Source organism: Azotobacter salinestris (assembly GCF_009363155.1).
Lineage (GTDB): Bacteria > Pseudomonadota > Gammaproteobacteria > Pseudomonadales > Pseudomonadaceae > Azotobacter > Azotobacter salinestris.
In genome coordinates, this window is sequence record NZ_CP045302.1 from 3088398 (window position 1) to 3113572 (window position 25175).

The window sequence follows — 25175 nt, forward strand, 5'->3', positions numbered from 1 at the left end:
CCGACGGTAACACAGATACAGGAGGAAGCGAGAGCCAAGGGCGCTCGTAGAGCACCGCGCTATCCCTCCCCGCACTAGAGGTTCGGGGGCTCTCGCGCAAAAACTGATGAAAAGACTTCGCCAACTGCTCCCCGGCGGCCGCCAACTGGTCGTCGGCATTCCTTTCGTCTGGCTGCTGCTGTTCTTCCTGCTGCCCTTCGCCATCGTGCTGAAGATCAGCTTCTCCGAGGCCGCGGTGGCGATTCCGCCCTATACGGAGATCTTCACCTACGTCGACCAGCAGCTGAAGATCCTCGCCAACCTGAACAACTACGTGTTCCTCGGTCAGGACGAGCTGTACCTGTCCGCCTACCTGGGCTCGCTGAAGATCGCCGCCATCGGCACCCTGCTCTGCCTGCTGATCGGCTACCCGATGGCCTACGCCATCGCCCGCGCCAGCAAGGAGATGCAGACCGTCTACCTGCTGCTGATCATGATGCCGACCTGGACCGCGATCCTGATCCGCGTCTACGCCTGGATGGGCATCCTCGGCAACAATGGCCTGCTCAACGGCCTGCTGCAGGGGCTGGGGCTGATCGACGAGCCGCTGCGCATCCTCAACACCGACCTGGCGGTGTACATCGGCGTGGTCTATTCCTACCTGCCGTTCATGGTCCTGCCGCTCTACGCCAACCTGGTCAAGCACGACCCGAGCCTTCTGGAGGCCGCCGCCGACCTGGGCGCGCACCCGCTGGCGAGCTTCTGGAAGATCACCGTGCCGCTGTCCAAGAACGGCATCGTCGCCGGCTGCATGCTGGTGTTCATCCCGGTGGTCGGCGAGTTCGTCATCCCCGAACTGCTCGGCGGCCCCGAGACGCTGATGATCGGCAAGGTGCTCTGGCAGGAATTCTTCAACAACCGCGACTGGCCGGTGGCCGCGGCCCTGGCGGTGGTGATGCTGGCGATCCTGCTGGTGCCGATCATCCTGCTCAACCGCAACCAGGCCAGGGAAATGGAGGGCCGGCTATGAGGCGCCCGAGCTTTTCCAGCCTGATGCTGTGGGCTGGCCTGCTGTTCATCTACCTGCCGATGGTCATTCTGGTCATCTATTCGTTCAACGACTCGCGACTGGTGACCGTCTGGGGCGGCTGGTCGGTGCGCTGGTACGCCGGGTTGCTCGACAACCGGCAGCTTCTGGGCGCGCTCGGGCGTTCCCTGCAGATCGCCCTGTGCACCGCGGTCGCCGCGGTGGCCCTCGGCACCCTGGCCGCCTTCGTGCTGACCCGCATCCCGCGTTTTCGCGGCCGCAGCCTGTTCGGCGGGCTGGTCACCGCGCCGCTGGTGATGCCCGAGGTGATCACCGGCCTGTCGCTGCTGCTGCTGTTCGTGGCCATGGCCCAGGTGGTCGGCTGGCCGGCCGAGCGCGGCCTGACTACCATCTGGATCGCCCACACCACCTTCTGCACCTCCTACGTGGCGGTGATCGTCTCGGCGCGCCTGCGCGAGCTGGACCTGTCGATCGAGGAGGCAGCGATGGACCTGGGCGCGCGGCCCTGGAAGGTATTCCTGCTGATCACCCTGCCGATGATCGCGCCCTCGCTGGGCGCCGGCGGCATGCTGTCCTTCGCCCTGTCGCTGGACGACCTGGTGCTGGCCAGCTTCGTCTCCGGCCCCGGCGCGACCACCCTGCCGATGGAGATCTTCTCCGCCGTGCGCCTGGGCGTGAAGCCGGACATCAACGCCGTGGCCAGCCTGATCCTGCTGGCGGTGTCGCTGTTCACCTTCCTCGCCTGGTTCTTCATGCGCCGCGGCGAGGCCCGCCGGCGGCGGGCCCTGCAGCAGGTCCACGAGGACGAGCAGCGCCAGCCGTCCTGGCAGCCGGCCGGCCAGGCCTAGACGCCGTAGTCGTGTAGGGTGGATGGCCGGAGCCATCCACCATGGTGGAAAAGACCTGCGGTCATTTTCCACTCTACACGGTCTCAACTTCAACTGTCTCTGTCGCGGGCAGGGGGGCAATCGTCGTGCGAGTTGCCCACCCTGCTCGACTAGCGAGGACGGGCTCAGCGCAGCGCCGAGGCGTAGCCTTCTTCCTGCAGCACCTGGCGCACCGCCGGGCGCTTCAGCATCCGCCGGTAATGGGCCTGGCAATTGTCGGGCAGGGCCATGCCGGTGCGGTCGGCCCAGAACTCCACGTAGAACAGCGCGCAGTCGGCGATGCCGAAGCTGCCGACGAGATAGTCGCGCCCGTCGAGCAGCCGGTCGGCGACCGCGAAGCCGCGCTCGAGGATCTCCCGCCCCTGCGCCTTCACCGCCTCGTGCTGGGCCGGGTCGGCGGCGAACTTCTCGGTGGTGAAGATCCGCGCGAAGCCCTGGCCGTGCAGGGTGCCGACGGCGAAGTTCATCGCCTCCAGCACCCGCGCCTCGCCGTCGGCGTCCTCCGGCAGCAGCCGGCGCTTCGGATGGCTGCGCGCCAGCCACCAGGCGATCGACTGGAAGTCGGTGAGCGCCGTGCCGTCGTCGCGCACCAGGGTCGGGATGGTCGCCTTGGGGTTGATGGCCAGGTATTCGGGCCTGTGCTGGTCGCCGGCCAGCAGGTTGACCAGATGCACTTCGAACACCAGCCCCAGCTCCTCCAGGAGGATGTGGATGCCGGTGCTGCAGGAGCCGGGGGTCATGTAGAATTTCATCATGATGCCTCGGCCTCCTCCCAGTCGAGCTCCGGCTCGAGCAGACCGGTTTCGCGGAGCATCGCCTTGAAGCCCTTCATCACCGGGCGAGAGATCATGGTCTCGGCCAGCACGCGCTTTTCGTAGAGCAGGAACTGCATGTCCTCGTCCAGGCGCTTGCGGGCGTCGGCGATCAACTGGCGGATGTCCGCGCCGAGCTTCTCGCCGGGCAGGTGCTTCACCTGCTCGTAGAGCAGCGCCATGACCAGTTTCTCGGTGGGCTTCATCTTGCACTTGCCGTCGAGGATCTTGAGCATCACCGCGGTGGCGCAGTCGACGTGGATCGGCGACAGGGGATGTGCCTCGGCCCAGCGGGCCACATGTTCGGCCTTCATGCCACCACCTCGCCGGCGGCGCTGCGCCTCGCGTAGTCGAGCAGGGAGGGCTCGATGGTTTCCCAGGCGTAGGAAGAGACGGCGCGCACGCCGATGGCCTTGAGTTTCTCGGTCGGCCCGTCGCCGATCTTGGCGACGAACACCGCCTGGCAGTCCTTGATGGCCTCGAGGATGCCGGCCATCGCGCTCTGGCTGGAGCTGTTGCCCAGGCAGTAGTGCTCCACCTCGCGCGATTCCAGCAGACGGCAGCTTTCCGGGGTGACCTCATAGATCGCGAAGCGCTTGGCGTGGCCGAAGTGCTCGCTGATCGCCTGGCCTTCCTTGCTGGCGACCGCCAGCCTTACCGGGAATTCGATCATTGTTGCTCCTCAGTCGGCGGTATGGCGCAAGAGTTTCAGGCAGGCCCGCGAGGCGGCCAGCTCCACCGCGCGCAGGTCGTCGAAGTTGCGCACGTGCGGGTCGGCGCCAGCTGCCAGAAGGACCGCCAGCAGTTCCGGGCGGTCACTCGAGGCGGTGTACATCAGCGCCGTGGAGCCGGCGTCGTTGCGGTTGTCCAGCTCGATGCCGGCATCGATCAGATCCTGCACCAGGTCGGTGTCGCGGGACACGCAGCCGAGCCAGAGGGCGGTGTTGCCGTCGTCGTTGCGCGCGCGGACATCGGCGCCGAGAGCCAGCAGTTCGCGGACGATCTCCCGGCGGCCCTGCAGGGCGGCGCGCATCAAGGGGGTCAGGCCGTGCTGGCCGCGGGCCTCGAGATCGTTCGCCGGGTACTGCCACTCGGCGAGGAAGGCGGCCAGTTCGGCGCTGGGCGCGCCGCCCGGCGCCGCGGCTTCGGTCAGGGCAGTGGCCAGCGGCCGGTAGCCGCCGTCGACGCTGTAGACGCGGGCGAAGCGGAAGTCGCTGAACATCTGCGCGAAGGTCTTGCTGGAGTTGCCGTGGTAGCAGTAGATCAGCACCGGCTTGTCCTTGGGCAGGCGGCCGAGCCACAGCGACACGCGGTCCTCGGAGAGGTGCATGGCGCCGTCCAGGTGCTCCTGCCTGTAGCTGTGCATGTCGCGCACGTCGAACAGGCTGAGCTCCGGCTCGGCGCGGATCAGGGCCGCGGCCTCGACCGCAGAGAGGCATTGATAGGGAATCCGTTCGGCTGGGGCCATGAAGGGTCTCCGCAGGAATCAGTGGGGGAGGGTGTCGGCATCCTCGGCGTAGGCCGGCGCGGATTCGATGCGCGGGTCCTCTACCGGCAGGCCGACGGTAAAGTGGTAGAGCGTTTGCCAGGCGCTGCCGGACAGACCGAGCAGGCCGTGCACCGGATCGTCGAAGAAGCAGCCGATGCCGGTGCCGCGCAGGCCCTGGGCCTCGGCCTCCAGGTAGAGCGCCTGGCCGATCAGCCCGGCCTCGCGGTACAGGCTGCGGTAGGCGGGCGGGCCGCCGGCGGCCAGCGCGGCGTCGAACTCGGCGAGCATGCCGAGGGCGAAGCAGGCGTTGGCGGCGATGTCCTGGTGGCAGTGCAGGCTGCGGGTGGCGCGCTGCAGCTCGAGCGGCTCCAGGCTGGCCAGCTGCAGCAGGGGCTCGAGGCCGGGCACCGGGGCGAGGGCGAAGCGCTCGGCCAGCAGCGGCTGCAGGGCGTCGCGCTGCGCCGTGCTGCGCGGCAGCAGGTAGAGCCCCGGCGTCAGTCCCTCGACGCGGGCGACGAACAGCACCAGCGCCATCCGCGGGTCCTCGCCGAACAGATCCCAGGGCAACCCGGCATCCGGCTGCAGGCGGGCGAGGATCGCGGCGAACTGCGCCTGGCTCATCACATGGTGGCGGTCGAAGCGCTGGGCGCTGCGCCGTTCGCCGAGCAGCGCCTGCACCGGCTTGGCAGCCTCGCCGGGCGTGCGCGGTGCGGCGGCCTTCAGGGCCGCGGCGGGTTGCGCCGGGCCGTCGGCGCGCCGGCTGGCGGCGGCCACCTGGGCGATCGCCGGCCAGTTGTACATGGGATGGCGATCGATGGTCGAAGCCACGCCGTGCCAGGTCGAGTGCTCGGCCAGGGCCTGCAGCTCGGCGCTGGCCAGCGCTGCCGGCGCGGCGGCGGAGAAGCTCGCGGCGAGGAGGATCTCCGCCTCTTCCAGTTCGGTCTCGGCGCGCTTGCGCGCGGGAAACTCGGCGAGCCGGTCGATGCCGGCCAGGTGCGCGAGGGTGTCGCTGCCGACGTGGGGCTGCTCGGCGAGCCGCCAGCCGAGCGCCGCGGCGGCGTAGCGCAGGGCGCCGGCGGCATGGCCGGTGTCCAGCTGGCAGTAGCGGAAGGCGCGCTCGCCGTACTTCCAGGCCTCGCGCCACATCACCGAGCTGAGCAGGATGGCCAGGCGCGGCCCCTGGCCGCTGCTCGGATGCGTGGCGCGCAGCTCCAGGGCGTGGTTCTCGGGGCGGTAGTGGTACAGGCCGTCCGGCAGGGCGTCGATGCCGGCGATCAGCAGGTAGGCCTCGGTCGGGTGCAGGTTGCCGCTGGACGGATTGGCGCGCACCGCCCAGCGGTCCGGGCCGTAGCGCTTCCAGGCGGTGAGGCCGAGCGACAGCTGCAGCAGGGCGCCGAGGCTGGCCAGGTCCGGCGGCAGCGGCACTTGGGGCGGATCGTCGAGCCGGGCGAAGGGCCGCGTGAGCGCGGCGTGCAGGGCGCTGCCGGGCGACATGGTCGAGAGGCGTGGCAGGGCGATCTGCGGCGCGCCGTCGAAGTGGCGGAACGGCGCCGGCTGGGCGTCCCAGTCGAGGGTCCCGGGGCCAGGGGCATAGGCCTCGAAGCGGTGTTTGGTGCGCTGGTGGTAGTCCAGCACGGTCGCCAGGGCGGCGGAGGCGGGCGGAGTCTGGGTCGGCATGGCTCTGATTGATTCTTGTAGGCCGGGGAAATATTCCTGCAAGAGCAGTACCAGAGTGCGAATTGCCCGTCTGGCAAGGGTTGCTGCGCTCCGCCGGTACGGTGGGGGTGCGACATTGTCGGCTTTGTGACAGAGCGCAGGGAAGAAAGTGGTGCACCGCCTCCTCGCTGCGTAAGGCTCGGCTGACAAAACCCGGGCCTGTGTAAAAGTCCGGGTAAAGCCCGGCTGACAACGGTTTGTCCGGGGGCGCACGCGCTTAGGATGCAGTCACGCCCGGTGCCGCGGAGGCTTGCCGGATGCTGTCATCCACTGCTTCGAGGTCATCCCATGCAATCGACCCGTCTACTCGCCGGCCTGGGCCTGGCACTCTGCCTGGGCAGCTCCCTGGTGCTGGCCGCTCCCTCCCACGGGCATGAGCAGGACGAACGGCGCCAGCCGCAGGCCCAGGGCCCTGCCGCTCACAACACTCACGCGCAGCAGCGCCCGCCGGCGGATTTCGCTCCGGTGCGCAAGGCGGTCCAGGCCCGGCGCCATGAAATAGGCCGCGGTCTGGCCGTGCCGGCGCACGTGAAGATCGTCAGGGGCAAACCGCTGCCGGCCGGCTGGGGCAGCCGCCTGAGCGCCAAACAACTGCATCACCTGCCGCAGTACCGCGGCTACGAGTGGCGTCGTGCCGGCAGCAGCCTGGTGCTGATCGACAGCCGCAGCGGCATCGCCCACGAAGTCCTGCACGGCGTGCTGGACTGATCGCGCCGTCTCGCCGCGGGCGCGGAAGGGAGGCCGGACTCAGGGCACGCTGACCCGGCCGACGCGCAGCGCCAGCGGCCAGCGGATCGTGCGGGGCATGCCGGGATCGCCCCAGGCGGCGGCCAGCTCGGCGGCGAACCGCTCCACCGGGGCGCGGCCCCGGGCCTTTTCCAGCGCGCGCACGGCGGACCAGGTGTCGATGTAGCCGAGCAGCTCGGCCAGCGGCCACTGCACCTCGATCGCCAGCGCCGGTGCCCGGCATTCCGCGAAGGGGAGGGGCAGGCTCTGGTAGCCCTCCTCGACGTGGCGCCGCTCGGCCGGCCACCAGGGGCCGAGCACCCGGTAATAGAACTGCTCGACCACCGGCGCCGGCGCGCCTTCCACTTGCAGCACGCCGTAGCTGATCAGCGCCAGCACCGCACCCGGCCGGGCGATCCGCCGCACTTCGGCGTAGAAGCGCTCGAGATCGAGCCAGTGGGCGGCCTGGGCGACCGTGACCAGATCGACGCTGGCCGGCGGCAGGCCGCTGTCCTCGGCCAGGGCGACGCGGTATTCCACCCCCGGATGCGGCTCGGCATTGGCGATCTGCGCCGCACTGGCATCGGTCGCCACCACGCGGGCGAAGCGCCCGGCCAGCGGTACCGAGAGCTGGCCGGTGCCGCAGCCGCAGTCCAGGGCGCAGGCGGTGGCCGGCGCGAGGCCGGCCAGATGGTCGATCAGCGCGGCGGGATAGCGGGGCCGGTGCGCGGCATAGCCGGCGGCGGCCGCGGAGAAGTGATCCTTGAAGGCGCGGGGTTCTGTCATGGGCAGGTGTCCGGCATGGCGATGACAGGAGTCTGACAGATCCTCGGAGCGCCTGCGCCCTGGCCCTCATGGCCCGGCCTGCCGGCGCCGGCAGGCCAGGCGGCCGCGCGTCATTGCATGGAGGTGCGCGGCGCCACCGGACGGTCGTCCACGTCGGAGATGGTCACCTCCACCCGCCGGTTCATGGCACGGCCGGCCGGGGTGGCGTTGCTGGCCACCGGGTAGTTCTTGCCATAGCCCTGCATGGCGATGCGGCGCGGGTCGACGCCCAGCTTGATCAGGGCGATGCGCACCGCCTCGGCGCGCCGCTCCGAGAGGGTCTGGTTGTAGGCGTCGGAGCCGGTGCTGTCGGTATATCCCTCGACGATCACCTGGCGCTGCGGATTGGCCTTGAGGAAGTCGGCCAGCTTCTGCACGTTGCGCATGCCGCCGGGCTTGAGCTCGGCGCGGTTGTAGTCGAACAGCACGTCGCCGAAGGTCACCAGGGTGCCGCGCTCGGTCTGCTTGGCCTGCAACTCCTCCTGCAACTGGCGGATCTGCGCGTCGCGGGCCTGCAGGCGCGCTTCGGCGCGCTTGGACGAGGCCTGCTGGAGCTCCTGTTCGGCGTTGCGCAGCAGGATGGTCTGCTCGGCGAACTCGACGCGCCGCTGGGTCAGGTAGGACAGCTGGTCGACCTTTCCTTCGCTGGCGCCGCTCTGGTAGGCGTCCTCGGCCTGCTTCAGCTGCTTGGCGGCATCCTGGGTTTCCAGGGCGGCGAGCTGGCTGGCGCGCGGATTGCTCTGCAGGGCGGTGAAGGCGGCACGGGCCTGTTCCAGGTTGGGGCTCGGCTTGCTGGCGCAGGCGGCGAGGCCGACGGTCAGTGCCAGCACGGTGGACAGGGTGGCGAGCTTGTGCATGGGGACATCCTCGGAGGGTGGACGATGGTCGATGACGAAGTGGCGGCTCACTGGACGGAGCGCATGCCTTCCTCGCGCAGCTCCTGGACGCCTTTCTTCATTTCCTCCACGGTTCGCTGTGCCTTGGCGGCACGGGCCTTGCGCCCGGCGACGCGGGCGTCCCACTCGGCCTGCTCGGCGAGCAGGCGGGCCCGGTCGTAGTCCTTCTTCTGCATGGCCAGCTCGGCCTCGCGCCATTTCTCCTGTGCCGCACGCATCTCCACCGGGGCGTACTGCGTGCCGCCGGCGCTCACGGCTTCCTTGACGGACGATTCGGTGAGGGCGAACTGTTCGGTGGGCGGGTTGCCCGCGCAGCCTGCCAGCAGCAGGCCGCCCAGGGTCAGGGCCGCCAGCCCGGGAAGTGGCCGGCGCGAGATGATGCCGGAATCGGAATTGCTCTTCATGGTCGGTCTCCGATCGGAATTGCCACGAGTACGCAAGACAGAAAGGCCCCGGAAAGTGGCCGGGGTCTATGGTGTGAGGACATGCAGCGGCGAAAGGTTCCAATGGCCTGTCGGGAGGGCGAGGCGAGCAGGCAGGTACGCCGCCCATGCGCGCGGGATGGCTGGCAGTGAACCAATGGACAGGGAGGCGACCCTAAACAATTCCATACCGGCAGCATGCCTGGAGGCAGTCATGGGCGAAGAGAACAAGACGGCTCACCAGCCGTCAGGGCCATCCGGTGCGCGACAACCAGAGCCTGTGCAGCGCCGGCGAGCGGGGGCCGGCGCCCCTGGAGAACTACCAGCTCATCCAGTGTCCGGAGGGCATCGCGCTGCGCATGGTCTGGCACTTCTGGCACTGCGATCCGGACTATGGCCGGTGGGTGGCGGAGGGCGTGGGAGTCGATCTGGAGAGGGCGAAGGGCCTGCCGCCGCTCGACGGCCATCCGGCACGGGGCGAGGACCGGCCCGGACCGACCTACTCCGACGGTCAGGCGGAGGAGGGCAGCCGCTGAGGCAGGGAAGGCGCCGGCGGGACCCCGAGGTCCCGCCGGTTCAGAGCGGTTCGCTCCACAGGCTGAGGGCCAGGGTGGCGCTCTGCTCGGGCGCCAGCTCCACGGCGTCGTCCAGCACGTTGGCCGTCTCGATGCAGAGCATGCGCTGCCAGGCGTCGTCGGCGAACTGCGAGAGGCGGGCGGCCTTGTCGATCCAGGGGTTCCAGACGATGGCCGAGTGCGAGCCGCTGGCTTCGAGGCAGATCCGTCGCTTCCAGCGGGGGTCGACCAGGTCGAGGCGCGGCGGGGTGTCCAGATAGATGCGGTCGGTCTCGCCGCTGAAGTGCAGGATGCCGTGCTGCAGGCGCTCGTCCCAGTCCTCCAGGGTTTCGATGTAGCGCAGGCCGTCGAGGCCTTCGATGCTCACCTCGCGGATGTCGCTGATCGCCAGGTAGGTGTGCAGCGCCTGGCTCAGGGCGATCCGGTAGTTGCTGCGATTGTGGGTGGTCAGCCTGAGATCGAGGCGCTCGTCGAGGCGGATGGCCAGGCTCAGGTCGAGCGCATGGGGCCAGTCGGGCAGTTCGCCGGAGGCCGACTGCGGCAGGCTGAAGGTCAGGGTCACCGCGCCGTTCTCCTTGGCGATGTCCTGCAGCTGCCAGTCGCGGCCGCGCACCTCGCCGTGGGCTGGCGCCGCGCCATGCCCTTCGCGCATGGCGCGCACGCCGGCCGGATTGCGCGCCAGGTCGCCGAACCAGGGCCAGCACACCGGCACCCCGCCGCGCACCGACTGACCACGGCGAAACTCCGCCTGCTCGCTGAGCCAGATCAGCGGCTGTTCGTCGTTGCGCTGGTAGCTGAGCACCTGGGCGCCCTGTTCGGCGACCAGCAGTTCGGCCGTGTTGGTCCTGATCCGCCAGCAGGGCAGTTCGCCCATCTCGATCCGCTCGACCTGGGGGGCAGTGAAGTGTTCATTCATGACGAGATCCTCGCGAGGCAAATACTTTGTTATTAGAGCCTGCGCGACGGATAAAGCTCCATCGCGCACAAGGGGGGGCGCTCCGGCGAGGAGGACGGGTGGGCTAGCGGCGCGGCACTGCGCGGGTACGGCCACCGCCGTCGATGGCGACGAAGACGAACACCGCCTCGGTCACCTTGCGCCACTCGCTGGACAGCGGGTCGTCGCTCCAGACCTCGACCAGCATCTGGATCGAGCTGCGACCCTGCTGCAGGGGCTTGCTATAGAAGGAGAGCTGGGCGCCGACCGCCACCGGCACCATGAAGGCCATGCGGTCGATCGCCACCGTGGCCACCCGCCCGCCGGCCAGCCGGCTGGCCGTGGCGGTGCCGGCTAGGTCCATCTGGGCGACCAGCCAGCCGCCATAGATGTCGCCGAAGCCGTTGGCGTCGCGGGGCAGCGCGGTGATCTGCAGGGCCAGATCGCCCTGGGGAACCGGGTCGTCCTGTTCGAGTTCAGTCATGGGATGGGATCGTCTGGCGCGGGCTGCGGGAAGGAAGCCCGATTATAGCGGTAAGCTCCGGCGCCAGGCGAGCGGAGCCGGCGCGGGAATGTCAAGCGGCGGCATTGGGTCGCGTGCGGCCGTGTGTCGGGGGCGAGGGAAAAAGTTCCCTCGCAGGGCCTCAAGTCACAAAGTTGTCATCTTCCATTCATAGAGTGGTCACGCGGCCTCTCGATACTTGCCCGCGATCCGACCAACACCGTCCTGCTTGGGAGCAAGGCATGAAATTGAAGCGTTTGATGGCAGCCATGACTTTTGCCGCCGCTGGTGTGGCGACCGCGAGCGCGGTTGCCGCCGTCGACCCGGCTCTGTCGACCTACGAAAAGACCTCCGGCGTCTCCGGCAACCTGTCCAGCGTCGGCTCCGACTCCCTGGCCAATCTCATGACCTTGTGGGGCGAAGAGTTCAAGCGGCAGTATCCGAACGTCAACATCCAGATCCAGGCCGCCGGCTCCTCCACCGCGCCGCCGGCGCTCACCGAGGGCACCTCCAACCTCGGCCCGATGAGCCGCGCCATGAAGGACAACGAGCTGCAGGCCTTCGAAGAGAAGCACGGCTACAAGCCGACCGCCGTGCCGGTGGCCATCGACGCCCTGGCGGTGTTCGTGCACAAGGACAACCCGATCAAGTCCCTGGACATCGCCCAGGTCGACGCGATCTTCTCTAGCACCCGCCTGTGCGGCGGCGACAAGGACATCAAGACCTGGGGCGACCTGGGCCTGACCGGCGAGTGGGCGGCCAAGCCGATCCAGCTGTTCGGCCGCAACTCGGTGTCCGGCACCTACGGCTACTTCAAGGAAGAAGCCCTGTGCAAGGGCGACTTCAAGCCCAACGTCAACGAGCAGCCGGGCTCTGCCTCGGTGGTGCAGTCGGTGTCCAGCACCCTGAACGCCATTGGCTATTCCGGCATCGGCTACAAGACTTCCAGCGTGCGCGCCGTGCCGCTGTCGAAGAAGGGCGGCGAGCCCTTCGAGGCCAGCGAAGCCAACGCCCTGGCCGGCAAGTTCCCGCTGTCGCGCTTCTTCTACGTCTATGTGAACAAGGCGCCGAACAAGCCGCTGAATCCGCTGGAAGCGCAGTTCGTCAAGATGGTCCTGTCCAGGCAGGGACAGGAAGTGGTGGTCAAGGACGGCTACATTCCGTTGCCCAAGCGCGTCGTGGAAAAGACCCTGAAGGAGCTCGGCCTCTAATCCGGGCCTTCCGCCCGGCACGGACGCCGGGGCTTGAGAGCGGGAGCGCCATGCCCGTCACTCGTCTCGAGTGACGGGCCTTGGCGCGTCACCACTCTGTAATCTTTCTGTCATAGATGGCGATTAGAGTGCCGCCGGCCGACGGTCGTTGAAGTGACGGCGAACGCAGGCCACGCCGCCAAGCCGGTGCAGCCGCTCCTCGACGGCCAGCTGAACGCCCATGCAACCGAGCCCCGAACGATGACCGACATGGCCAAAGACCTCTCCGCCGCCGCTCCCCAGACGTCGCGCCTGGATTTCAATACGCCCGCCCTGCAGCGCAAGCGCCGGCGACGCGCCCTGCAGGACCGTCTGGCGCGCTGGTACGTCACCGTGGGCGGGCTGGCGGTGCTGGGCGCCATCACCCTGATCTTCTTCTATCTGGCCCAGGTGGTCCTGCCGATGTTCCAGGGTGCCGAGCTGAGCGCGCGCGGCGAGCCGCAGCGGCCGGCCTGGCTGGCCGAGCAGGGGCCGGCCCTGCTGATGGCGGTCGAGGAGCAGAACCGGGTCGCCATGCGCCTGGACGCCCGCGGCCAGGTGTCGTTCTTCGCAGCGGACGGCGGGCAGCCGCTCGATCGGGTCGGGCTGCCGATTCCCGAGGGCGCCGAGATCGTTTCCCTGGGGCAGGACCAGCCGGGCAGCAACCGTCTGGTGCTGGGCCTTTCCAACGGCCAGGCGCTGGTGTTCAGCCATGCCTATCGGGTGACCTATCCGGACAACCGCAAGACCGTCACCCCGCGCATCGAGTTCCCGTTCGGCGAGGCGCCGATCCAGCTCGATCCGCAGGGCCGCCCGCTGCATCAGGTAGCGATGAACGTCGGCAGCGACGGGCTGCTGCTGGCCGGCTCGACCGGCAATCAGGTGCTGGCCCTGGAGCTGAGCCGCGAGGAAAACCTGCTGACCGGCGAGGTCGCCCTGGACGAGCGGCGCCTCGAACTGCCGCAGCTCGCCGAGCCGGTCAAGGCGCTCTTGATCGATCCGCGCCAGCTGTGGCTGTACGTGATCAGCGGGCGTTCCACCGCCGACGTGTTCGATCTGCGCCGGCAGACGCTGAACGGCCGCTACAAGCTGCTCGCCGATCCCCAGGCGGAAGTGACCGAGGTGGCGGCCCTGCTCGGCGGCCTCTCGCTGATGGTCGGCGATTCCAGGGGCGGCATCCAGCAGTGGTTCATGGCGCGCGGCGAAAGCGGCGCCGAACTGAAGAACGTCCGCGGCTTCCAGCTGGGCGACAGCCCCATCGTGCAGATTCTCCCGGAGGAGCGCCGCAAGGGTTTCCTCGTCCTGGATGCCGCCGGCAACCTGGGCGTGTTCCACAGCACCGCGCACCGTACCCTGCTCGTCGAGCCGGTCGCGAAGGCCGGCGCCCTGGCCGCCCTGTCGCCGCGCGCCGACCAACTGCTGGTCGAGTCTGCCGGCCGGCTGCAGGGCTTCGAACTGGACAACCCGCATCCGGAAGTCTCCTGGAGCGCCCTGTGGGGCAAGGTCTGGTACGAGAGCTATGACGAGCCCAAGTACGTCTGGCAGTCGACCTCCGCCAACTCCGACTTCGAGCCCAAGCTGAGTCTCTCGCCGCTCGCCTTCGGCACGCTCAAGGCGGCCTTCTACGCCATGCTGCTGGCCGCGCCCATGGCCATCTGCGCAGCCATCTACACCGCCTACTTCATGGCCCCGGCGATGCGCACCAAGGTCAAGCCGGTGATCGAGCTGATGGAGGCGCTGCCCACGGTGATCCTCGGCTTCTTCGCCGGCCTGTTCCTCGCCCCCTACGTCGAGGCCCACCTGCCGGGCATCTTCAGCCTGCTGCTGCTGACCCCGCTGGGCATCCTCGCCGCCGCCTACGGCTGGAGCCGCCTGCCGGAAAGCATCCGCCTGCGCGTGCCGGACGGCTGGGAGGCGGCCCTGCTGATCCCGGTGATCCTCGCCGTCGGCGCCCTGGCCCTGGGCATAAGCGGGCACCTGGAGAACTGGTTCTTCGGCGGCGACATGCGCCTGTGGCTGTCCAACGACCTGGGCATCCCGTTCGACCAGCGCAACGCCCTGGTGGTCGGCCTGGCGATGGGCTTCGCGGTGATCCCGAACATCTACTCGATCGCCGAGGATGCCGTGTTCAGCGTGCCCAAGAGCCTCACCCTGGGCTCCCTGGCGCTCGGCGCGACGCCCTGGCAGACCCTGACCCGGGTGGTCATCCTCACCGCCAGCCCGGGGATCTTCTCGGCGCTGATGATCGGCATGGGCCGCGCGGTCGGCGAGACCATGATCGTGCTGATGGCCACCGGCAACACGCCGATCATGGAGGCCAACATCTTCGAGGGCCTGCGCACCCTGGCGGCCAACGTCGCGGTAGAGATGCCCGAGTCGGAGGTCGGCAGCACCCATTACCGCGTGCTGTTCCTCGCCGCGCTGGTGCTGCTGCTGTTCACCTTCGTGATGAACACCGCGGCCGAACTGATCCGTACCCGCCTGCGCAAGAAATATTCGTCGCTCTGAGCTCCGAGAAAGGTAGACGACCGTGAAACAGCAAAATCTGAAGACCTGGTTCAAGAGCGGCTCGCCCTGGGTATGGCTCACCGGCGGCGGCGTATCCATCGCCGTGATCATGACCATCGGCCTGCTGGCGCTGATCGCGGTGCGCGGCCTGGGCCACTTCTGGCCGGCCGACGTGCTGGAGGCCGACTACCGGATTCCCGACCAGCCGGCCCGGGTGCTCGCCGGCGAGGTGGTGGAGGCCGAGGAGGTGCCGCGCGCGCGGCTGGCCGCCAGCGGCCTGCCGGTGGACGCCGACGGCGGCGAGTTCATGACCCGCGAGCTGCTCAAGGTGGGCAACCGCGAGCTGTACGGCGCCGACTTCAGCTGGGTGGTCGGCGAATGGCTGGCCAATCCGCGCTGGCCGGAAAGCCTGATGGTGGTCGAGCGCCGCGAGTGGGGCAATTTCTACGGCTACCTGCTCGGCGTGAAGGAGAGCGGCCGGCTGGTGGCGGAGGGCGAGGGCGCCTGGGAGGCTTTGCAGCAGCGCATCGAGCGGGTCGCCGAGCTGCATGGGCAGCTGGCCCGCCTGGAGAAGAAGGATATCGGCCGCATCAACCACGCCCTCGAGCGACTGCGCCTGAAGACCCGCTCGCTGGAGCTCGACGGCCGGCTGGACGCCGCCGCCCAGGCCGACCTGGCCGCCGAGCGTGCCCAGTGGGATGCCGAATACCGGGAGCTGGAGAGCCGGCTGATCGCCCTGCAGCAGGAGTTCAACCGCGACAGCATGCTGGTGCGCACTGCCGACGGCCGCGAGCAGGAGATCAGCCTGGGCAAGGTGGTGCGCGCCTACCAGCCGAACGCCATGGGCCTCGGCGAGAAGTTCGGCTTCTACTTCGCCAAGCTCTGGGAGTTTGTCAGTGACGAGCCGCGCGAGGCCAACACCGAGGGCGGCATCTTCCCGGCGATCTTCGGCACTGTGCTGATGACCCTGATCATGGCTGCCATCGTCACCCCGTTCGGAGTGATCGCCGCCGTCTATCTGCGCGAATACGCCAGGCAGGGGCCGCTGACCCGGGTGATCCGCATCGCGGTGAACAACCTGGCCGGCGTGCCGGCGATCGTCTACGGCGTGTTCGGTCTCGGTTTCTTCGTCTACGTGCTGGGCGGCTCCATCGACCGCCTGTTCTTCCCCGAGGCCGCGCCGGCGCCGACCTTCGGCACCCCGGGCCTCTTGTGGGCCTCGCTGACCCTGGCGATCCTCACCCTGCCGGTGGTGATCGTCGCCACCGAGGAAGGCCTGGCGCGCATTCCGCGGGCCCTGCGCGAAGGCTCGCTGGCGCTCGGCGCGACCAAGGCGGAAACCCTCTGGAAGGTGGTGATCCCCATGGCAAGCCCGGCGATGATGACCGGCCTGATCCTCGCCGTGGCCCGCGCCGCCGGCGAGGTGGCGCCCTTGATGCTGGTCGGCGTGGTCAAGCTGGCGCCGAGCCTGCCGCTGGACGGCAACTATCCGTACCTGCACCTCGACCAGAAGATCATGCACCTGGGCTTCCACATCTACGACGTCGGCTTCCAGAGCCCCAACGTCGAGGCGGCCCGCCCGCTGGTGTACGCCACCGCGCTGCTGCTGGTGCTGGTGATCGCCCTGCTCAACATGAGTGCGGTGTACATCCGCAACCGCCTGCGCGAGAAGTACAAGGCGCTGGAACACTAAACACCGGCTGGAGGCCGTCCGGCCCGCGACCGACGCGCCGGGCGGCTTCGGGCTCCACGCTTGAACGGAGTGAGTCATGCGACACGAATCCCCCAGCCATGGCATCGACCTCGGTGCCATCGGCCGCAAGAAGCAGACCTTTGACCTCGCCAGCGAGCCGGTGGCCCTCGAGGTGCCCGGCCTCAGCCTGTTCTACGGCGACAAGCAGGCGCTGCACGACGTCCGGCTGAACATCCCGAAGCACCGCGTGACCGCCTTCATTGGTCCGAGCGGCTGCGGCAAGTCGACCCTGCTGCGCTGCTTCAACCGGATGAACGATCTGGTGGACGGCTGCCGGATCGAGGGCGCGATCAATCTCGACGGACAGAACATCTACCGCAAGGGCGTCGACGTCGCCGAGCTGCGCCGGCGGGTCGGCATGGTGTTCCAGAAGCCCAACCCCTTCCCCAAGAGCATCTACGAGAACGTGGTCTACGGCCTGCGCATCCAGGGCATCAACAAGAAGCGCGTGCTCGACGAGGCGGTGGAGTGGGCGCTCAAGGGCGCCGCGCTGTGGGACGAGGTCAAGGACCGCCTGCACGACTCCGCCCTCGGCCTCTCCGGCGGCCAGCAGCAGCGCCTGATCATCGCCCGCACCATCGCGGTCGAGCCGGAAGTGCTGCTGCTCGACGAGCCCTGCTCGGCACTCGACCCGATCTCCACCCTCAAGGTCGAGGAGCTGATCTTCGAGCTGAAGTCCAAGTACACCATCGTCATCGTCACCCACAACATGCAGCAGGCCGCGCGGGTATCCGACTACACCGCGTTCATGTACATGGGCAAGCTGATCGAGTACGGCGACACCGATACCCTGTTCACCAACCCGGCGCAAAAGCAGACCGAGGACTACATCACCGGCCGTTATGGCTAGTGGCCGGCTGACAGAAAACCGGGATTAAGCAGCTTGAGCCTTCAGCTTTCGTGCGGAGCGAACCATGATCGACAAAGACAATATATCCCTGCATATCTCCCAGCAGTTCAACGCCGAGCTGGAGGACGTGCGCAGCCACCTGCTGGCCATGGGCGGCCTGGTCGAGAAGCAGGTCAACGACGCGGTCACCGCCCTGATCGAGGCCGACTCTGGACTCGCCGTCCAGGTGCGCGAGATCGACAGCCAGACCAACCAGATGGAGCGCAGCATCGACGAGGAGTGCATCCGCATCCTCGCCCGCCGCCAGCCGGCGGCCTCCGACCTGCGGCTGATCATCAGCATCTCCAAGTCGGTGATCGACCTCGAGCGGATCGGCGACGAGGCCACCAAGATCGCCAAGCGCGCCATCCTGCTCTGCGAGGAGGGGGAATCGCCGCGCGGCTACGTGGAGATCCGCCACATCGGCGAGCAGGTACGCAGGATGGTCCAGGAGGCGCTCGACGCCTTCGCCCGCTTCGACGCCGATCTGGCGCTGTCGGTGGCGCAGTACGACAAGACCGTCGACCGCGAGTACAAGACCGCCCTGCGCGAGCTGGTCACCTACATGATGGAGGACCCGCGCTCGATCTCCCGGGTGCTGAACGTCATCTGGGTCCTGCGCTCCCTGGAGCGGATCGGCGATCATGCACGCAACATCGCCGAACTGGTGATCTACCTGGTGCGCGGCACCGATGTGCGGCATACCGGGCTGGCCCGCAAGAAGCCGGCCGGGGAGGAGGGCAGCGGCGAAACGCCTGCCCGTGACTGAAGCCGACGAACGGCGTGCCGCTCGTCGGCTCGGCTGCCATCCTCATCACAGCCTTGATCTTGCCGTCTCGCGATAAGCGGGCGGCGCTGGTAGTCTTCGCGCTCCGTCCACCAATCTTGAGCCATGCAACGATGCTGGGACGCCCGCTACTGTTCGCCGCTCTTTTTGCCCTGGCCGCACCGGCGACGGCCGTGACCATCTACAAGCATGTCGACGCCAATGGCATGGTCAGCTATGGCGACCAGGCCCGCCCCGGCGCGCGGGTCGTCCATATCATCCAGCCCGGTCGCGGCCTGCGCGACCTGCGCTCGGTCCCGGCCCGGCTGCCGGGGGCGACGTCGTCGCGCAGCGACGCACCGGATGACCGGGTACGCCTGGATACCCTCAAGCATGCCGGCGGGCACACCCTGCGGGTGCAGAACGACATGTTCGCGCCGGTGGAGGTCGAGCTGACTTTGGACGGGCTCGGCAACGTCAGTGGTGCACCGAATCGGCCGATCCGCTGGATCGTGCCGCCGCGCAGCCAGATCCGCCTGGCTACCCTGGCGCCGCGCGATCCGGACCAGCCGATGCGCTATACCCCCAAGCTGCGTCATGCCCTGGGCGATCCGCGCCTGCGGCCGCTGCCGCATCGCTATCCGCTGCCCTGGCGCGGCGGTCCGTTCCGCCTGACCCAGGGCGCCAACGGCCAGTACAGCCATTACACCCCGAAGGGCCGGCATGCCGTGGACATCGCCATGCCGGTGGGCACGCCGATCGTCGCCGCGCGCGGCGGAATAGTGCTGCAGACCGAGAACGATCAGCGCGGGCGCAGCCCCAATCCGGCCGGCAACCATGTGCGCATCCTCCACGAGGACGGCACCATGGGCGTCTATCTGCACCTGCAGGAGGGATCGGTGCGGGTGAGGGAGGGGCAGCGGGTCCAGGCCGGTACGCCGATCGCCCGCTCCGGCAATACCGGCCGCAGCACCGGGCCGCACCTGCACTTCGTGGTGCAGCGCAACGTCGGCCTGGCAGTGGAGTCGATTCCCTTCCAGTTCAATCAGCCGGTCAACTCCCTGCCGAACTTCGCCGTCGGCGGCGACTGATCGCTCCCCGGGGCGGGCCGGTCTCTTCCGGCACGCCCATTCCTCACGCCAGTCTCAGCACCTTGGCCAGGACGACCTTCGGGCCCTTCATCTTCTTGACGATGATGCGCAGGCCCTGGGTCTCCAGCACCTCGTCCTCTTCCGGCAGGCGCTTGAGGGTCTCGTGGATCAGTCCGGACAGGGTGTCGGCCTCGATGCTCGCCGGCAGGCTGATCTGCAGCAGGCGTTCGACCTTGAACAGCGGGGTGTCGCCGCGCACCAGCAGCTTGCCCGGCTGGTAGGCGACGATGCCGCGCTCGGCCTTGCGGTGCTCGTCCTGGATGTCGCCGACCAGCGCCTCGAGCACGTCCTCCATGGTCAGGTAGCCGACCACCTTGCCGTCGGCCTCCTCGACCAGGGCGAAGTGCGAGCCACCCTGGCGAAAGCGCTCGAGCAGCTCGGTCAGCGGCATGTGCCGGTCGACCCGCTCGATCGGACGGATCAGCTCGTCGAGCTTCAGCGCCGAGGGCAGCATTTCCAGCAGGGACAGGTGCATCAGCAGGTCCTTGATGTGCAGCACGCCGACGAAGCGTCCTGCAGCCTCGTCGTACACCGGGTAGCGGCTGTACTTGTGGCGGCGGAAGGTGCTCATGACCTCGTCCAGCGGCGCGCTGCGCTCCAGGTAGACCAGGTCCTCGCGGGAGTTGGCCCAGTCCACCACCTCCAGCTCGCCCATTTCCACCGCCGAGGCGAGCACGCGCATGTCCTGGTCTCCGGGGTCGTGGGCCCGGCTGGAGTAGAGGATCAGCTTCAGCTCGTCGAAGCTGTACTGGTGCTCGTGGTGGCCGTTCGCGCCGCCCTGGCCGACGATGCGCAGCATGGTGTTGGCGCTGGCGTTGAGCAGCCAGATCGCCGGGTACATCAGCCAGTAGAACAGGTACAGCGGCACCGCGGTCCACAGCGACAGCCGTTCCGGCTGGCGGATCGCCCAGGACTTGGGTGCCAGCTCGCCGACCACGATGTGCAGGTAGGAGATGATGAAGAACGCGGCGAAGAAGGACACCCCATGGACCAGCGCCGGCGCATCGATGCCGAGTTTGGCCATGAGCGGTTCGAGCAGGTGGGCGAAGGCCGGCTCGCCGACCCAGCCGAGCCCCAGCGAGGCGAGGGTGATGCCCAGCTGGCAGGCCGAGAGGTAGGCGTCCAGCTGGCCGTGCACGCGGCGCAGGATCTGTCCGCTCCAGCCGTGCTGGCCGGCGATCAGCTCCACACGGGTGGCGCGCAGCTTGACCATGGCGAATTCGGCGGCGACGAAGAAGCCGTTCAGCAGGACGAGGAGCAGGGCGAAGAGAATGAGGCCGAGGTCGGCGAAATAGGCAAAATCGGTACTAGGGGAGGGGTCCATGAAGTGTTCGCGAAATGACTGACAAGAGGAGGCATATTAGGGCCTCGGAACGCACTTTCAAGAGGCGTTGCCGAGTGCCCGGCGCGCCACCAGCTGGGTCGCCGGGAAATGGCAGGTGAACAGGCTGCCCTTGCCGGGCTCGCTGGCGATCTCCAGGTGGCCGTTGTGGTGGATCAGCGCATGCTTGACGATGGCCAGACCCAGTCCGGTGCCGCCGGTGCTGGCCGAGCGGCTGGCGTCGACCCGGTAGAAGCGTTCGGTCAGCCGGGTCAGGTGCCGGGACTCGATGCCGATGCCGGTATCCTGAACGCTCAGGTGCGCGCCGTCCGGGTCGCTCCACCAGCGGATGCGGATCTCGCCGCCGGCCGGCGTGTATTTCACTGCATTGAACACCAGGTTGGAGAAGGCGCTGCTCAGCTCCGCCTCGTTGCCCTTGAGGACCAGGCCCGGCTCGGCGTCGAGCAGGATGCGGTGGTCGTTCGTGCCGGAGAGGGCCTGGGCGTCCCTCACGATCGTTTGCAGCAGCGGCTCCACCGCTACCGGCTGCCTGACCTGCAGGTTGTCGCTGGCCTCCAGGCGGGCCAGCAGCAGCAGGTCGTCGAGCAGATTCTTCATGCGCTCGGCCTGCTGCTGCATCTGCTGCAGGGGGCGGCGCCAGCGCGGGTTCACCTCGTCGGCATGCTCCAGCAGGGGCTCCAGGTAGCCGGCGATCACCGTCAGCGGGGTGCGCAGCTCGTGGGAGACGTTGGCCACGAAGTCCTTGCGCATCTGCTCCAGCTGGCGCACGTGGGTCGTGTCGCGGACCAGCATCAACTGCTCGCCGTTGCCGTAGCGGGTGATCTGCAGTTGCAGGTGCAGGCGGTCGTTGAGCGGCGAGGGCAGTTCGAGGGCGTCCTTGAAGTCGCTCTGTTCCATGTAGGCCTTGAACTGCGGATGGCGGACCAGGTTGGTGATCGGCTGGCCGCTGTCCTGCGGCGTCTTCAGGCCGAGCAGGGTTTCCGCGGCGCGGTTCCACCACTCCAGATTGCCTTCGGCGTCGAGCATGATCACCGCGTCCTTGAGGGCGGCGGTGGATTCCTGCACACGGTCGATCACCGCCTGCAGGCGGCCGCGCACGCGCTGGTCGCGACGCTGGATGTTGTAGAGGCCGTCGAACACCTCGCCCCACAGGCCGTGGGCGTCCGGCGGCGGCTCGTCGGGCTGGTAGGTCTTCAGCCAGTGGTGCAGGCGGATGAGCTGGTAGAGATTCCAGGCGAGGTGGACGGCCAGTCCGCCGGCCAGCGACCAACCGTAGTCGCCGAGGAACAGACCGAGCAGCAGACCGGCCGCGACGGGCGGCAGCAGGCTGCGCAGCAGCGGACCGAGCCAGTTGTATTTCACGGGGACTTCCTTGACCTGGGGGCCTTGTGCGGCGCCGGGCTCAGCTCTTGGTGGAGAAGCGATAGCCGGTGCCGCGCACCGTCTGCACCAGGTTTTCGTAGGCTTCGCCGAGCGCCTTGCGCAGGCGGCGGATGTGCACGTCGACGGTGCGTTCCTCGACATAGACATTGCCGCCCCAGACCTGGTCGAGCAACTGGCCGCGCGTGTAGGCGCGCTCCTGGTGGGTCATGAAGAACTGCAGCAGGCGGTACTCGGTGGGGCCCATCTCGGCCGGCTTGCCGTCGATGGTCACCCGGTGGCTGATCGGGTCGAGCCGCAGGCCGCCGACCTCGATCGGCATCTCGTTGTCGCTGGGGCCGGTGCGGCGCAGCACGGCCTTCAGGCGGGCGACCAGTTCGCGCGGCGAGAAGGGCTTGGTGATGTAGTCGTCGGCACCGACCTCCAGCCCCTGGATCTTGTTGTCCTCTTCGCCCTTGGCGGTGAGCATGATCAGCGGAATGCCGGCGGTCAGCTCGTCGCGCTTCAGGCGGCGGGCCAGCTCGATGCCGGAGGTGCCGGGCAGCATCCAGTCGAGCAGGATCAGGTCGGGCTTGCGGTCGACGATGATGGCGTGGGCCTGCTGGGTGTTCTCCGCTTCGAGACACTCGTAGCCGGCCATCTCCAGGGCAACGGCGATCATCTCGCGGATGGGGGCCTCGTCGTCGACGATAAGGATTGTCTTGCCAGCCATGGGCAACTGTCCCGTTGTGGTTCCTGTCAGTGCAGCGCATTAGATAACGGAATTATTGCAGCCGTGTGACAGATAGAAGCGTCCGCGGGGCGGTCATGGGCCGCATGAAGCCCCGGGCTAGAGCCTGTAGTCGAGGACCAGGCCGATCAGGACCGCCAGACCGGCCCAATGGTTGTGCAGGAAAGCCCGGAAGCAGGCCTGCGGCTCGCGCCGGCGGGTGGCGGCGAATTCCCAGGCGAAGCACAGGGCGGCCGCCAGCAGGCCGAGGTGGAAATACAGGCCGAACTCCTGGCGCATTCCGACCACCAGCAGCAGGCCGAGGGTCAGGCCCTGCAGGGCGAGGATGATCGTCCGGTCGGCGGCGCCGAAGAGGATGGCGGTGGACTTCACGCCGATCCTCAGATCGTCCTCGCGGTCGGTCATCGCATAGTAGGTGTCGTAGCCCACGGTCCACGCCAGGTTGGCGAGGTAGAGCAGCCAGGCCTCGAGTGGCAGGCGGCCGGTCGCGGCGCTGAAGGCCATCAGGATGCCCCAGGAGTAGGCTGCGCCGAGCACCAGCTGCGGCAGGTGTGTGTAGCGCTTCATGAAGGGGTAGAGCGAGGCCACCGCCAGGGCGCCGAAGGACAGGGCGACGGTGGTCGGGTCGGTCAGCAGCACCAGGCCGAAGCTCAGCGCCACCAGCACGGCGAACAGCGCCCAGGCCTCGCGCGTCCTGATCCGGCCGGTCGCCAGCGGGCGCTGGCGGGTGCGGCTGACGTGGCCGTCGAAGTTGCGGTCGGCGAAGTCGTTGATCACGCAGCCGGCCGAGCGCATGAGAATCACGCCACAGGTGAAGATCAGCACATGCTTGAGGCTGGGCTGGCCGTCGGCGGCGATCCACAGCGCCCCGAGGGTCGGCCAGAGCAGCAGGTAGATGCCGATCGGCCGGTCCAGGCGCATCAGCTGGATGAAGTCCCAGGCGCGGGGGTGCAGGTGGTTCATCGATTGCAGCAGGGCGGTGTACATGGTCGGCTCTCCCGAACGGCTCCGGCGGATTATAAGGCGTCCGGATCGATTCCCTGGTGCCGCCAGAGATCCGGCAGGAAGACCTCCGCCACCAGCACCTTCAGGGTTTTGCGCTGGAAGCAGGAGCGCCGTCCCCAGAGTCCCGGGCGGCGTATACCGATCGGCAGCCAGGCCGCCGGATAACGCGTGGCCTGGAGCGGGCCGCGGGCGAAGGCCGGATCGCTGAACAGCAGCTCGCCAAGGGGGCGCCGCCCCAGCTCGGCGAGCACCGTGGTAAAGCCCTCCAGGGCCACGCGCGCTGCCACGCTGCGGGCGAATACCCAGGGCCGGTCCGCACCGAGCAGGTAGACCTCGCGCACCCAGCCTTCGCTGCCCGGCGTCACGCCGAGGGCGACGCACTCGTCGTCGCGCAGGACCTGCCAGCCTTCGGCCTGCGGCGTCACGGCGAAGCGGCCGGCGGAGAGGGCGGTCAGCCGGCGGGTCAGCGAGTCGGGGTCGAACAGCCAGTCGGCCAGGCAGGCCGGGGGGGCAGGGTGCAACTGGTCGGCGCCGAGCCAGTGAAAAGCGGGAACAGCGGTCACGGGAAGGCATTCCGGCAGAGTGGGCGGGGAAGCGAGTCTAGGGCCTGGCGCCGATTGTTGCCATGCTCGCATGGTGCTGGGCAGGGATCGGCAGGTACGGCCGTTCCAGCTTCTGCGCCGGTCTTGGCGTTGCCGGCGACTTGCAGTAGCGTGGGGCCCATCGCGACAGCGGGAGGTCAGCCATGCGCAAGTGGCAATGCATCGTCTGCGGGTTTGTCTACGACGAGGCCGGCGGTCTGCCGGAGGAGGGCATCGCGCCCGGAACGGCCTGGGAAGACGTGCCGTCCGACTGGCTGTGCCCCGTATGTGGTGCCAGCAAGCAGGATTTCGAGATGATCGAGATCGTTTGACCCATTCTGGCTGATTTTAAACGATTTTCCATGTTGAGTGAACGCCGTGTGCGCGGGCTCCGTTCCCGCCCGGCGACGAGACCGATCGTAGTGCTCCGTCATCCCGCGCCGCTCAAGGACGCGGGATGACTGGCGAAGAGCCGTAGGCCATGCCATTCTCCCAGTATCGGCTGCAGCAAGGAGCCGTTGCAGCCTCGGGAAGAGCGTACGGATACAACAACAAGAAACGTCAAAGAGGTAATCATGCGTAAACCGGAACTCGCTGCTGCCATCGCCGAAAAGACCGATCTCACTCGGGACCAGGCCAATCGGGTACTCAATGCGATGCTCGAGGAAATCACCAGCGCGCTGAACCGCAAGGACAGCGTCACCCTGGTCGGTTTCGGCACCTTCATGCAGCGCCATCGCGGCGCCCGGACCGGAAAGAATCCGCAGACCGGCCAGCCGGTCAAGATCAGGGCCAGCAACACGGTCGCCTTCAAGCCGGGCAAATCGCTCCGGGATGCGGTCAACTGATCGAGTGAGGTCCGTGTCGCCCGAACGGGAGGGGTTCGGGCGATTGCCTCTTGCGGCCGGCGGCAGGCCGCGCCTGTCCGGCGTACCGCGGAACCATCTGCAGTAGCCGATTCCGGCTGCGGCATTCCCTCATCTTCCTGCCTTTTTCGTTCCTGCCAGAAGCTCTGGCCGACCGCTCGAAC

27 protein-coding genes are annotated in these 25175 nt (G+C 68.2%); 12 read left to right on the plus strand and 15 right to left on the minus strand.

Annotation, left to right across the window (positions count from 1 at the left end):
• The first annotated feature begins 106 nt into the window (after window positions 1–106).
• Complete coding sequence (locus GCU53_RS14245) at window positions 107–1009, plus strand: ABC transporter permease subunit (protein ID WP_152388197.1); 903 nt, start codon at window positions 107–109, stop codon at window positions 1007–1009.
• Window positions 1006–1875 (plus strand): ABC transporter permease subunit, encoded by an 870-nt coding sequence (locus GCU53_RS14250; protein WP_152388198.1) that lies wholly within the window; start codon window positions 1006–1008, stop codon window positions 1873–1875. The genes GCU53_RS14245 and GCU53_RS14250 overlap by 4 nt, the downstream gene beginning before the upstream one ends.
• A 164-nt stretch (window positions 1876–2039) precedes the next feature.
• Here GCU53_RS14250 and GCU53_RS14255 read toward each other — a convergent pair whose 3' ends face one another.
• Genes GCU53_RS14255 through GCU53_RS14275 form a run of 5 tightly spaced genes read right to left on the minus strand, consistent with a single transcriptional unit; the run spans window position 2040 to window position 5892 of the window.
• Entirely contained in the window at window positions 2040–2669 is a 630-nt protein-coding gene (locus GCU53_RS14255; protein WP_152388199.1) for a glutathione S-transferase family protein, read from the minus strand.
• Entirely contained in the window at window positions 2666–3040 is a 375-nt protein-coding gene (locus tag GCU53_RS14260) for a hypothetical protein (protein WP_152388200.1), read from the minus strand. The genes GCU53_RS14255 and GCU53_RS14260 overlap by 4 nt, the downstream gene beginning before the upstream one ends.
• Window positions 3037–3399 (minus strand): NifB/NifX family molybdenum-iron cluster-binding protein, encoded by a 363-nt coding sequence (locus tag GCU53_RS14265; RefSeq protein WP_152388201.1) that lies wholly within the window; start codon window positions 3397–3399, stop codon window positions 3037–3039. Before GCU53_RS14265 ends, GCU53_RS14260 begins: the two co-directional genes overlap by 4 nt.
• A gap of 9 nt (window positions 3400–3408) precedes the next feature.
• Window positions 3409–4194, minus strand: a complete 786-nt coding sequence (locus GCU53_RS14270) for an ankyrin repeat domain-containing protein (RefSeq protein ID WP_152388202.1) — start codon at window positions 4192–4194, stop codon at window positions 3409–3411.
• Between the two features lie 18 nt (window positions 4195–4212).
• Window positions 4213–5892 (minus strand): SagB family peptide dehydrogenase, encoded by a 1680-nt coding sequence (locus tag GCU53_RS14275; RefSeq protein ID WP_152388203.1) that lies wholly within the window; start codon window positions 5890–5892, stop codon window positions 4213–4215.
• Between the two features lie 327 nt (window positions 5893–6219).
• Between GCU53_RS14275 and GCU53_RS14280 the strand changes: the two genes are divergently transcribed.
• Entirely contained in the window at window positions 6220–6639 is a 420-nt protein-coding gene (locus GCU53_RS14280) for an RcnB family protein (protein WP_244306777.1), read from the plus strand.
• 39 nt (window positions 6640–6678) lie between these two features.
• Here GCU53_RS14280 and GCU53_RS14285 read toward each other — a convergent pair whose 3' ends face one another.
• The 3 genes from GCU53_RS14285 to GCU53_RS14295 all read right to left on the minus strand — a co-directional run bounded on the left by GCU53_RS14285 (window position 6679) and on the right by GCU53_RS14295 (window position 8782).
• Window positions 6679–7443: a class I SAM-dependent methyltransferase gene (locus GCU53_RS14285; RefSeq protein ID WP_152388205.1), complete on the minus strand. Its 765-nt coding sequence runs from the start codon at window positions 7441–7443 to the stop codon at window positions 6679–6681.
• A gap of 110 nt (window positions 7444–7553) precedes the next feature.
• Window positions 7554–8339, minus strand: coding sequence for a lipotoxin F family OmpA-related lipoprotein LptF (lptF, locus tag GCU53_RS14290; protein WP_152388206.1), 786 nt, complete (start codon window positions 8337–8339; stop codon window positions 7554–7556).
• Window positions 8340–8386: 47 nt separating this feature from the next.
• A complete protein-coding gene (locus GCU53_RS14295; RefSeq protein WP_152388207.1) occupies window positions 8387–8782 on the minus strand; it encodes a DUF4398 domain-containing protein in 396 nt (131 codons plus the stop codon).
• A 278-nt stretch (window positions 8783–9060) separates the two neighbouring features.
• Between GCU53_RS14295 and GCU53_RS14300 the strand changes: the two genes are divergently transcribed.
• Window positions 9061–9336, plus strand: a complete 276-nt coding sequence (locus tag GCU53_RS14300) for a hypothetical protein (RefSeq protein ID WP_208845265.1) — start codon at window positions 9061–9063, stop codon at window positions 9334–9336.
• A gap of 40 nt (window positions 9337–9376) precedes the next feature.
• On the opposite strand, the gene GCU53_RS14305 is transcribed toward GCU53_RS14300, so the two are convergent.
• Complete coding sequence (locus GCU53_RS14305) at window positions 9377–10291, minus strand: D-hexose-6-phosphate mutarotase (protein ID WP_152388208.1); 915 nt, start codon at window positions 10289–10291, stop codon at window positions 9377–9379.
• Window positions 10292–10394: 103 nt separating this feature from the next.
• Window positions 10395–10793, minus strand: coding sequence for an acyl-CoA thioesterase (locus GCU53_RS14310; RefSeq protein WP_152388209.1), 399 nt, complete (start codon window positions 10791–10793; stop codon window positions 10395–10397).
• Between the two features lie 260 nt (window positions 10794–11053).
• Between GCU53_RS14310 and GCU53_RS14315 the strand changes: the two genes are divergently transcribed.
• The 6 genes from GCU53_RS14315 (at window position 11054) to GCU53_RS14340 (ending at window position 19047) form a co-directional block, all read left to right on the plus strand.
• Window positions 11054–12022, plus strand: coding sequence for a PstS family phosphate ABC transporter substrate-binding protein (locus GCU53_RS14315; protein ID WP_152388210.1), 969 nt, complete (start codon window positions 11054–11056; stop codon window positions 12020–12022).
• 240 nt (window positions 12023–12262) lie between these two features.
• Complete coding sequence (locus GCU53_RS14320; protein ID WP_152389908.1) at window positions 12263–14548, plus strand: ABC transporter permease subunit; 2286 nt, start codon at window positions 12263–12265, stop codon at window positions 14546–14548.
• A 22-nt stretch (window positions 14549–14570) separates the two neighbouring features.
• Window positions 14571–16241: a phosphate ABC transporter permease PstA gene (gene pstA / locus GCU53_RS14325; protein WP_152388211.1), complete on the plus strand. Its 1671-nt coding sequence runs from the start codon at window positions 14571–14573 to the stop codon at window positions 16239–16241.
• 76 nt (window positions 16242–16317) lie between these two features.
• A complete protein-coding gene (gene pstB, locus GCU53_RS14330; RefSeq protein WP_152388212.1) occupies window positions 16318–17151 on the plus strand; it encodes a phosphate ABC transporter ATP-binding protein PstB in 834 nt (277 codons plus the stop codon).
• A gap of 64 nt (window positions 17152–17215) precedes the next feature.
• Window positions 17216–17959 (plus strand): phosphate signaling complex protein PhoU, encoded by a 744-nt coding sequence (gene phoU / locus GCU53_RS14335; protein WP_152388213.1) that lies wholly within the window; start codon window positions 17216–17218, stop codon window positions 17957–17959.
• A gap of 131 nt (window positions 17960–18090) precedes the next feature.
• A complete protein-coding gene (locus GCU53_RS14340) occupies window positions 18091–19047 on the plus strand; it encodes a peptidoglycan DD-metalloendopeptidase family protein (RefSeq protein ID WP_152388214.1) in 957 nt (318 codons plus the stop codon).
• Between the two features lie 43 nt (window positions 19048–19090).
• Here GCU53_RS14340 and GCU53_RS14345 read toward each other — a convergent pair whose 3' ends face one another.
• The 5 genes from GCU53_RS14345 to GCU53_RS14365 all read right to left on the minus strand — a co-directional run bounded on the left by GCU53_RS14345 (window position 19091) and on the right by GCU53_RS14365 (window position 24127).
• The gene (locus GCU53_RS14345; protein ID WP_152388215.1) at window positions 19091–20431 is read right to left on the minus strand and encodes a hemolysin family protein; all 1341 of its coding nucleotides are present in this window, start codon (window positions 20429–20431) and stop codon (window positions 19091–19093) included.
• A gap of 57 nt (window positions 20432–20488) precedes the next feature.
• Window positions 20489–21811 carry a phosphate regulon sensor histidine kinase PhoR gene (phoR, locus tag GCU53_RS14350; protein ID WP_152388216.1) on the minus strand — a complete coding sequence of 441 codons (1323 nt, stop codon included), beginning with the start codon at window positions 21809–21811 and terminating at the stop codon, window positions 20489–20491.
• A 40-nt stretch (window positions 21812–21851) separates the two neighbouring features.
• Window positions 21852–22541: a phosphate regulon transcriptional regulator PhoB gene (gene phoB / locus GCU53_RS14355; protein ID WP_152388217.1), complete on the minus strand. Its 690-nt coding sequence runs from the start codon at window positions 22539–22541 to the stop codon at window positions 21852–21854.
• A gap of 117 nt (window positions 22542–22658) precedes the next feature.
• Entirely contained in the window at window positions 22659–23546 is an 888-nt protein-coding gene (gene ubiA, locus GCU53_RS14360; protein WP_152388218.1) for a 4-hydroxybenzoate octaprenyltransferase, read from the minus strand.
• A gap of 29 nt (window positions 23547–23575) precedes the next feature.
• Entirely contained in the window at window positions 23576–24127 is a 552-nt protein-coding gene (locus GCU53_RS14365; RefSeq protein WP_152388219.1) for a chorismate--pyruvate lyase family protein, read from the minus strand.
• Window positions 24128–24309: 182 nt separating this feature from the next.
• Here GCU53_RS14365 and rd point away from each other — a divergent pair, with 182 nt between their 5' ends.
• Together rd and GCU53_RS14375 are read left to right on the plus strand one after the other, a co-directional pair.
• Window positions 24310–24477: a rubredoxin gene (gene rd / locus GCU53_RS14370; protein WP_152388220.1), complete on the plus strand. Its 168-nt coding sequence runs from the start codon at window positions 24310–24312 to the stop codon at window positions 24475–24477.
• A 243-nt stretch (window positions 24478–24720) separates the two neighbouring features.
• A complete protein-coding gene (locus GCU53_RS14375; RefSeq protein WP_131252852.1) occupies window positions 24721–24993 on the plus strand; it encodes an HU family DNA-binding protein in 273 nt (90 codons plus the stop codon).
• Window positions 24994–25175 lie beyond the last annotated feature (182 nt).